The sequence below is a fragment of the Sphingobacterium siyangense genome, from assembly GCF_007830445.1.
Classification (GTDB): domain Bacteria; phylum Bacteroidota; class Bacteroidia; order Sphingobacteriales; family Sphingobacteriaceae; genus Sphingobacterium; species Sphingobacterium siyangense.
The window spans coordinates 1-10,004 of record NZ_VLKR01000061.1; the positions used below are offsets into that span (position 1 = coordinate 1).

At 35.5% G+C, this 10,004-nt stretch carries 9 protein-coding genes; 8 read left to right on the top strand and 1 reads right to left on the bottom strand.

All coding sequences use genetic code 11. The features are described 5' to 3' along the window. From IQ31_RS27780 to IQ31_RS26895, 7 genes are all read left to right on the top strand, one after another. The coding region (locus IQ31_RS27780; RefSeq protein ID WP_208734178.1) for an ATP-binding protein at positions 1 to 246 on the top strand (246 nt) is incomplete at its 5' end. 143 nt (positions 247 to 389) lie between these two features. Further along, a complete protein-coding gene (istA, locus tag IQ31_RS26870; RefSeq protein ID WP_232475725.1) occupies positions 390 to 1,922 on the top strand; it encodes an IS21 family transposase in 1,533 nt (510 codons plus the stop codon). 31 nt (positions 1,923 to 1,953) lie between these two features. After that, positions 1,954 to 2,670: an IS21-like element helper ATPase IstB gene (gene istB, locus IQ31_RS26875; protein WP_145331416.1), complete on the top strand. Its 717-nt coding sequence runs from the start codon at positions 1,954 to 1,956 to the stop codon at positions 2,668 to 2,670. Positions 2,671 to 2,733: 63 nt separating this feature from the next. Next, complete coding sequence (locus tag IQ31_RS26880) at positions 2,734 to 5,022, top strand: efflux RND transporter permease subunit (protein WP_208734396.1); 2,289 nt, start codon at positions 2,734 to 2,736, stop codon at positions 5,020 to 5,022. Between the two features lie 174 nt (positions 5,023 to 5,196). Continuing rightward, positions 5,197 to 6,357 (top strand): MFS transporter, encoded by a 1,161-nt coding sequence (locus tag IQ31_RS26885; RefSeq protein WP_145331418.1) that lies wholly within the window; start codon positions 5,197 to 5,199, stop codon positions 6,355 to 6,357. 459 nt (positions 6,358 to 6,816) lie between these two features. Next, positions 6,817 to 7,647 carry an RteC domain-containing protein gene (locus tag IQ31_RS26890; RefSeq protein ID WP_145331420.1) on the top strand — a complete coding sequence of 277 codons (831 nt, stop codon included), beginning with the start codon at positions 6,817 to 6,819 and terminating at the stop codon, positions 7,645 to 7,647. 46 nt (positions 7,648 to 7,693) lie between these two features. After that, positions 7,694 to 8,308, top strand: coding sequence for a TetR/AcrR family transcriptional regulator (locus IQ31_RS26895; RefSeq protein WP_145331422.1), 615 nt, complete (start codon positions 7,694 to 7,696; stop codon positions 8,306 to 8,308). A 113-nt stretch (positions 8,309 to 8,421) separates the two neighbouring features. Here the strand turns inward: IQ31_RS26895 and IQ31_RS26900 are convergent, their stop codons facing one another. Beyond that, entirely contained in the window at positions 8,422 to 9,336 is a 915-nt protein-coding gene (locus IQ31_RS26900) for a hypothetical protein (protein ID WP_145331424.1), read from the bottom strand. A 369-nt stretch (positions 9,337 to 9,705) separates the two neighbouring features. On the opposite strand from IQ31_RS26900, the gene IQ31_RS26905 reads away from it, so the two are divergent. Next, positions 9,706 to 10,004, top strand: a 299-nt coding sequence (locus tag IQ31_RS26905; RefSeq protein ID WP_208734387.1) for a transposase, incomplete at its 3' end; no start/stop codon positions are given.

A 10,004-nucleotide genomic window follows, 5' to 3' on the forward strand; every position in this document is an offset into this window, starting at 1 on the left:
ATCATTACCACAAATAGGAACTTTGAAGACTGGGGGACACTTTTCGGGGACAAAGTAATCGCATCGGCGATAATAGACCGCATAGTGCACCATGCCACAATCGTCAAACTAAATGGAAACAGTTACCGTATAAAGAACCTCCTGGAACTGAACGGAATGTTTGAAGACGACCCTAAGGAAAAATCAAAAAGGGGAAGACCCAAAAAGTCAGAAGATCAAGAAAATTATGAAAATAATAATGAATAGAATAATGGTTTTTTTTGTGAAATTAGTGGGGGCATTCTGATGCGAACTAGTGGAGGCATTCTAATGCGAAGTGACACTGGGTTCTGATTTTGGTTTTACTTTTGGGAAAATGATATTACCCAATGGCCGGAAAAACCAGACCCATGAGTCAGATAAAACAGATGATCAGGCTGCACCAGCAAGGCTATGCTATAAAAGCCATAGCGCGCAGCCTTAGTATAAGTAAGAATACCGTAAAGTCCTATCTCTTTAAGATAGGTGAGGCAAAGTTAAACATGACCGACCTTCTGGCTGTGGAAGATCCCGTGCTGGAAGGTCTGCTGCATTCAGGTAATCCGGCCTATCGTGACCCTAGGTTCGAGGATCTCAAAGAGCGTTTGCCACATCTGGAGAAAGAACTTAAAAGAGTTGGCGTAACGCGTAAACTGCTTTGGGAAGAATACAAAGTATCTTATGCCCAGGGGTATGGTTACTCTCAGTTCTGTTATCACTTTTCACAGCTAAGTGTTTCTTCCCGTTCAGGAACCATGGTAATGCAACATGAAGCTGCAGACAAGCTCTATATCGACTTCTCCGGCAAGAAGTTGCATTATATTGATATTGAGACAGGTGAACTTATTAATTGCGAGGTATTTGTCGCCTGTCTTCCTTATTCCAATTACTGTTATGCAAAAGCTGTGCGTAGCCAAACAATCCCTGATTTTATTGGAGCGCTGAACGATTGCCTGTGGTTCCTGGGCGGAGTTCCCAAGGCACTGGTACCGGATAATCTAAAGTCGGCTGTAACCAAGAGCGATCGTTATGAACCTGATATCAACAGAAGTATGGAAGATCTGGCCAATCACTACGATACCGTTGTGGTTCCTGCTCGGGCAGGAAAGCCAAGGGACAAAAGTGCTGTTGAGAACCATGTCAAAATCGTCTACACACAGGTATTCGCACGATTACGCAACCGTAGGTTCTTTGACCTAGAATCGCTCAATGAAGCCATCACCTCGTGCATAGACAAGCTCAACCAGACACGAATGCAAAACCGCAGTTACTGCCGTCAGGAACGCTTTATCAGCAGTGAAAAGCATCTATTGGGCAAACTTCCTGCGAGCCGCTTTGAGCTGAAGCACTATACCGAGCTTAAAGTGGCTGACAACGGCCATATTTACTTGGGCCGCGACCGTCACTCTTATAGTGTACCGCATATCTACCGCAGGAAAAAAGCGCAGGTCGTATACACTGATCGTATGGTCTACATCTTTGTGCAAGGCAATCAGGTAGCTGTACATCAGCGTAGCCTGCGTCCAAACTCATATACCACCAACCCAGAACATCTAGAGTCCAGTCATCGTGAATACATGGATATTAGTCCTGAAAAATATCGCAAGAAAGCTTCTGAGATATCCCATTCATTCGAGCAGCTTATCATAGCGATATTCAATCAAAAGGGACGTTACCCCGAGCAGCTCTACCGTACCTGTGATGGGCTGTTTCGTTTGCAACGTACTTACTCCGCAGCCATGTTCGATAAGGCCTGCAACATGGCTGTAGAAAACAGCATGTTCAGTTCTAAATCGGTTGGAAATATGCTGGCCAGCGGTATGGCGGGATGGAATGAACCTCAAGAAAATGAAATGCCAATGCCTCATCATAACAACATCAGAGGTGCAGGTTATTATAGTTAACAGAACCATTAAATGATAAAATAGATATAAAATGAACATTGAAAAACACCTAAAAATGCTTCGTCTGAATGGCATGGAGCAACATTGGAGAGCGATGAAAGAAACACGCCAACATGGCACACTGAACTTTGAGCAAGGGCTGGAGATGCTTTTGCAGTCTGAAGTCGATGATCGTGAGAGTAAACGCTATGACAGGTTGAAAAAGAATGCTGCATTCCGCTATCAGGCCTCTATTGAAGAAATCAATATGGATGCCACTCGAGGTATTGACCACTCGCTTATTACCGATCTTGCAACTGGGGGTTATATGGAGAAAGCCGAACCAATCATTATCACAGGGGCAGCTGGCTGTGGAAAATCTTTTATGGCCTCCGCTTTCGGATTGAAGGCTTGTGCACAGGGAAAAAGAGTGGCTTATTACAATCTGCAGAAGCTATTGCAACGTTCAAAAATGGCAAGATTGGAAGGAAGCCTACAAAAACTTATGGACAGACTAGCCAAAACGGACCTTCTCATCCTGGATGACTTCGGTATTGTGCGACTGGAACAACAGCAACGGTTGGATCTCATGGAGATCTTTGAGGACAGACATGGCAGAAAGGCTACCATCATAGCAAGTCAATTACCCGTGGCAAGTTGGTATGATATAATCGGTGAGGATACTATTGCCGATGCAATACTAGATAGAATTGTCCATGTGTCTCACAGGATTGAACTTAAAGGAGAAAGTCTAAGAAAAAAAAGGTAATATTGTCAGGTCATTGGTAATGATAACCCTTGAACCAAAATCAGGGGGGGCAGTATGCCCGGAATGGGGTCAACATCATCGGAATATGCAGATGAAGTTGTAACTCATATTACGAGATTAAATGGGCATCGTAGTGTTCTAGTTACAGCAGCCATGAAGGATGATGTAAATATAATGAAAGTCCAAGAAGAATATCTACCAGTTTTAGATGAGTTTACCAAGGAATTACCTGAAAATATTAAAATGGTTAAAACATTTGACCAAGCAAATATGGTTTCGCAAAGACTAGGACACCTTGGATTTGATTTTGGTCTAGCAATTATCCTAGTTGTTGTAACTCTTTTGCCATTAGGTTTTCGAGCGTCTTTAATAGTAATGATATCTATTCCACTTTCATTAGCACTTGGGCTAATTGCGCTTAATTTACTAGGATTCTCTCTTAATCAGTTAAGTATAGTTGGCCTAGTCGTTGCATTAGGTTTACTGGTAGATGATAGTATTGTTGTGGTTGAAAATATAGAGCGGTGGTTAAGAGAAGGTCATACTCGTGCTGAAGCAGTTTTAAAAGGTACAAAACAAATAGGTGCGGCTGTTATTGGATGTACTGCTACTATGATTATTGCTTTTTTACCTTTAGCATTTCTTCCCGATGTCGCCGGTGAATTTATACGTAGCTTACCAATGGCTATTATTACTAGCGTATTAGCATCTATGGTTGTGGCTTTAACACTTGTTCCATTTTTGGGTAGTAAAATGTTAAAAACACACACTCATTCTGGAGGTAACTTTTTTTTAAAAAATCTCCAGAAGTTCCTAACCTTCTGTTATAAAGATATAATGCCGTGGGCCTTAAAGTGGCCGAAAGTTACTATTGGTATATCAATTGTACTCAGTTTTTTTGCCTTTTTCTTATTTACGCAAACTGGATTTAAACTGTTTCCTACTTCAGAAAAACCCATGTTCTTAATTAATGTAAAAATGCCTTTACAAGCTAATATACTAGAGAGTGATAGAGTCACAAAAATTGTTGAAGAAGAGCTTAAAAATCACCCTGAGATAGTCTATTATACAAGTAATGTAGGGAAAGGAAATCCTCAAATATACTATAATGTTCATCAACAGGATGTAAAACCAGATTTTGCGCAAATATTTGTTCAACTTGATGATGAAGCTGATCCAATTGCTAAAGGCAAGCTGATAGAAAAACTTAGAACCAAATTTAAAGAGTTTCCTTATGCGAAAATTGAAGTAAAAGATTTTGAGCAAGGAACTGCTTTAGAAGCAAACGTTGTAGTTAGAATATTTGGTGAAGATCCATCTGTTTTAAGAAATCTATCATTTGAAGTCGAGAATATTTTACGTCAAAACAGGGGGACTGTATATATAAATAATGAGCTTAATGTTTATAAATCTGATGTTAAAATTAATATAAACAAAGATAAAGCGAGGACTCTTGGGGTATTAACTAGTGATGTTGATAAAGTGATTAGAATGGCGATAGCAGGTTTAACTGTTGGTGATTATATTGATAATCGTGGTGATGCAAGAAATGTGGTGATTACACTCCCTAGAAATAAGTTCTCTAGTTTAGACGTTTTGAATAATTTATATGTAAATAATATTCAGGGGCTTCCGGTACTTGTAAGCCAAATTGCCGAAGTATCTTTCGAAACCTCTCCCACTGCTATTAATCATTTTAATAAGTCGCGATTTGCTAAAGTCACTTCGCTTACTAAAAAAGGTGTTTTAGCTAATGATATATTAAAAGAAGTTATTCCAAAATTAGACAAATTAAAGATGCCTCCAGGTTATTATTATAAACTCGCTGGAGAGGTTGAATCGGAAGGTGATACATTAGGCGGAAATTTTCTTTCAATAATACTTTTGAGTAACTTTCTTTTTGTTGCAGTATTGCTGCTACAATTTAAAACATTTAAAGGGATTATTATTGTTCTTTCTATAATACCTTTAGGCATATTGGGAGGTGTCATTAGTCTATTGTTAGTAGGTGATCCAATGTCTTTAGTTGCAATAATTGGTTTTATTGGATTATCTGGAATACAAGTGAAAAATTCTTTACTTGTAGTGGACTTTACTAATCAGTTGAGAGCAGAAGGTTACGCTTTAGATGAAGCAATTAATATTGCAAGTGAAACAAGATTTTTACCAGTGGTTTTAACTTCCATAACAGCAATATGTGGTTTAATTCCTCTTGCAATGAACCCCAATCCTCAAATTGCCCCATTGGCAATTGTGTTAATTGGTGGATTAGTCAGTTCGACAATACTATCTCGTATAATAACTCCTGTTCTTTATAAATTAATTCCACCAAAAATAGAAACTAACATATAGATTTTATTTAAATGGCGTTCTAATATTTTTTAGATTCTACTTGCAATTATTTGATTTACAATTGTTAGCAATTATTTACAATACATGTGCTTACGTTTGTGATTACCTCATAATTAACGATTTAAATACTTGTTTAGAACGCTATTTCTTATGTTTCATTAAAAAATTACAGTTATGAAAAATAATATAAATACGATAATCTTTCCTCTAGCCCTTGGCGGGATGGCTCTGGGAACTACGGAATTTATGGTAATGGGTTTGCTTCCTTTAATATCATCTTCCTTAGAAATTTCTATCCCCTCGGCTGGTTATTTAATTTCATCCTATGCAATTGGTGTTATGGTTGGAGCTCCACTTATTGTAACACAAGCAAAAAGAATTGCTCCTAAAAAGATGTTATTATTATTGACGGCTTTAATATTTATTTTTAATTTATGTAGTGCATTTTCAACAAATTATGTTTTAATGCTAACGACTCGGTTTTTTAGTGGTTTACCACATGGTGCATTTTTTGGAATAGCGTCTGCTGTGGTTTCAAAAATGGCGCCAAAAGACCAAAAGGCACGGAGTATTTCACTGATATTTTCGGGATTAACTATATCAAATATCTTAATGGTACCTTTAAGTACATATTTGAGCGTTCAATTTAATTGGCAATATTCTTTCTTTCTGGTGAGTTTTATTTCTCTATTGACATTAATATTGATTTTTATTTTCCTTCCATCTGTTAAGTTAGATGACGAAAGTAGGGATGTTAAACTGTACTCCATATTTAAAAGTAAAAAATTGTGGCTACTAATTATTATTACGACGCTGGGGTTTAGCGGTTTATTTGCTTGGATTAGTTATATAGCCCCACTTATGACAAATATTTCAGGTTTTTTTTTAAGTGATATTTCTTGGATCATGGCTGTTGCGGGTGTTGGTATGTTTTTTGGAAATGTTCTTGGCGGTTATGTAACTGATAAACTAAAACCACTGAAGGCAACATTTACATTACTTTCATTATCATTACTTTCGTTGCTAAGTGTTTTTTTATTTTCTGATTTTCAATATGTTTCTGTTATACTTACTTTTTTAGCTGGCCTCTTTTCAATGTCTGTTGCTGGTCCATTGGTAATTATGATGATGCAATCAGAAGGAACTTCTCCTGCTATGGGAGCTGCTCTGGTTCAGACAGCCTTAAATATGGCAAACTTTTTAGGCGCTTTCATTGGCGGATTAGTGATAAAAAATGATCTTAATTATAACTATCCCGCTTTAGCAGGAGCGCTGTTAGCGGGGTTTGGTTTAGTTTTTTGCGGTATCTATTATCGTCAATATAATAATAAGTAGAAATGCCATTCATAAATAGACTTACTACCTTATTGGTGAAGCTATAACTTATAAAAAATCAATATTATTTGATATATCTGCGCTCAATCACTGTAACTTATCATTTTATAAAATCAGATTGAATTATCCTATTTTTAGTCAGTTGTAGATGGGAATTGAGATGCTTTATTTCCATTTTTATCAACAAAATGGAGTAAAGACTAACGACAATTTAAATTTTAGATAATGAGAGAAAAAGAGCTACTTAACGAAAATCATATATTATGAAAATATTTTTAAAAATATTCATGCATCTATACTTTATGAAAGAAGTGGATGGGCAAACTTAAGCTTAAGAAAAATAGTAAAGATTATTCTCTCTATAATTTACCAATATTAAAAAAAAGGGGGAAATACTTATTAAAGAACTGACTTTATTCATTTTAGATTTTATGATCAAACTACACCAAAACGATGTGCATGAACAAATATTTCCATGAGTTAGTACAGGATTTAGATAATAATATTAGTGAACTAAACTCAGAACTTGGTAATACAGTTGTATTTTATGAAACTGTAATTAATATAACCTTAGCCAAATTAAGAGAGATAAAAGAATTTGTTTTACAGAAAGGATTTTTAAGTTTAGAAGAGGAAATAGAATTTTTTAAAAGAATGAAGCCTCTTGTTGTATCTAAGCTTATTTATTATAATGGAATTTATAAAATTGAAGCTAAACGTCCTTATGGTGGTGATAAGATAATTAAAAAATATCTGGATAATGAATTGAACAAACTGAAAAGGTTTTTTGATAATAATCTGGAGTTTTATAAATACTACCGCACTAATAGCACTTACTTAGATCATAAGTATTTCGTACGCGGTAATCACGATATTAAGTTGAGTCTGGATACTTATTATTTTGAATCGGATCAGAATTTTTCAACTTCTCACGATTTTAAAATTTCGAAAATCATAGCAAATGACTTGATTCAAATTTATATAGAAGATCAACTTTATACTTCTAAGAGAGCATTTAAAACTACAATATCAAAAAATCTTAATTGGACGGGTAGTAAAACAGCATTGACAGAATTGATTTATGCCCTTCATGCCCATGGTGTTGTTGACAGTGGTAATATAGATATTAAAATTTTGGCAAAATCTTTAGAACAATTATTCAATATTGATCTTGGAGATATATATCATACTTTTTTTGAAATACGCAATAGAAAAATAAAAAGAACAAAATTTTTAGATTCTTTGAACGAAAGTTTAACTAAAAAAATGGACGAACAAAATGAAAAATAAACGCATTAACAGACTAGCCGTTCCATAATCAAAATACTAAAATAAAATGGGTATCATCGAAAGAAAAGTCAGACATCAGGAAAAACTTCGCAATAGCATCATTAATACTGCTTTAATGATTGGTAAAGCTGAAGGTTGGCAAAATGTAAGTATAAGAAAAGTTGCCGATGTAATAAGCTATTCACCACCTGCAATTTATCTATACTTCAAGAATAAAGATGAAATACTAATGGAAATTACAAGAATTGGGTTTATCCGTTTGGATAAACATCTAAAACATGCATTAAAGAAAATTAATGAACCCTGCGAAATTTTTAAGAAAGCAATATTTGCATACTGGAAATTTGCAGTTGATCAAAGTGAGTATTACAAACTAATGTTTGGACTTACCATGATGCCTTGTTCAATCCCTGTTTCTGTCAAAGAAAAAGATCTTCCAAAGACCACTATGCTAAATGCTTTAAAAAATTCATTAGTCACTGGAATAAAGTCTGATGACGAAATACTAATTGAATTTTATAGATGTTGGAGCACATTACATGGTTTAATTGCGCTCAATTTTACTTTATTAGAAAATGGACAAGAGCGAGAGATACTAAATGAAAGAATCTTGTCTGAACTTACAGCAACAACTAAAAAGTGGCTAATAGCCAAGAGCTAGTAAATTTAATGCTCGCTTCAATAAAATATCATTCAACAAAAAGATGATCTATTTTAGAATAGGATCACCTTTTTGGTATAAGATAAGAATAATAGACATTAGGAATTTTTTAACTATTCTAGCATTGACTGGACTCTCTTGTAAGTGTATACAAGTAACAGGATTGAAATTAGAACGATACCAAAAATTATAATATACCCAGTTAACTCTTTGCTGGCAGTCAATGTTGACTGAATCTGTAAACTCTTTTGAAGCTGCTGCATTGTCTGGCCTTCAACTAATGTTGGGTTTCCTGTATCATAGACTAATCGTTCCAAATGCTTGATTTTCCCTGCATATAACAAATAACCATATATTCCTGAAAAGACAGCACCTGAGAGAAACGATCGGAATAGTATTACCATTGCAACTGCTTTTAGCACTAAAGGAAAAGGGAAATTGCTCGTTGTATACCATCCAATTGAAGTAAATAGAATAGCCTGCCCTGCGCCTTTAAAGATTAATGGTATCAAAAAATCTTCTTTCGTAAAGTCACTTGAAAAACCATAATACATAAAAATATGATAGGCTACCAATAAAGCAAATCCAAAGGTCATCAAAATATGACCACTGAAGTTTTTATAGAACCATATATAGCTAATTATCCCCCCGATAATTACTCCAGGAATCAAGTAAAGGTTCAGATCTGCACTTGTAATAGACTCATAACCTAATACACCTCCGGTAAAAGAAGATTGAAAGGTACTTGGGATAAACACGCCCATTAGAAAAAAGTATAGAAGGCCTATTGGCAGATTTTTTTTCTTTAAAAGATTTAAGTTGAACGCAGGTCGTTTAACATGAAGTTCTCGCTTTATAAATAACAAAAAAGTCAGTACGGCTACCCATGAAGCAAGGATAATTTTGTTTGATGAAAACCAGTCTTCTACTTTACCATAGACCACAATATAATTAATAAGCATCATCGTTGTACCTATAAGCATTACACCCGGTATATCCATTTGGTACAATGGAATCCGTTTTTTCAATTTTGTGTTCTTAAAAAGAAATAAAGCCAAAATTATACTGAGTAAAATCGAAATAAAGATTATTATGTAGGCATATTGCCAATTGTACTTATATGCAAAATAACTTGTTACCCATGTTGAAAAATATGATCCACCAAGAGCCATAAAGTATAAGAATGGATACAGTCGTGTTGCGAGCATTTTTTTGCTCCATATTTTTAGCCATTCCAGATATATCTCACCGAGTGCAAAGACTTTGACAAACCCCAAAAAGAAGCACGCAATAATTGTTAGATACGGATCCCTTGAGAGTACACATATAATGTTGAATATAAGGAGGGTGTAAATTAAACTGTGTCAAATAAAGAATATTTATATTAGACACAGCAAATGGAAAAAGAGGAATTTGACTTTGAACGCTTCAAAGAGGAAGCAATGAGAGGCCTTTACGAAGGCAAGAAAATGGGCGGTACCGACGGAGTTTTCGCTCCGATGTTGAAACACCTTCTGGAAAGTATGCTTGAAGGTGAGCTGGATCATCATCTACAGGAAAGTAAAGCTTCCGGGGAGATTAATCGTAAAAACGGGAAGACAAAAAAGACGGTACGGAGCCTTCAGGCCGGACATTTTGAACTGGAGAGCGGTCGTGACCGAAACGGTACTTTCGAGCCTAAGATAGTCCCTAAACG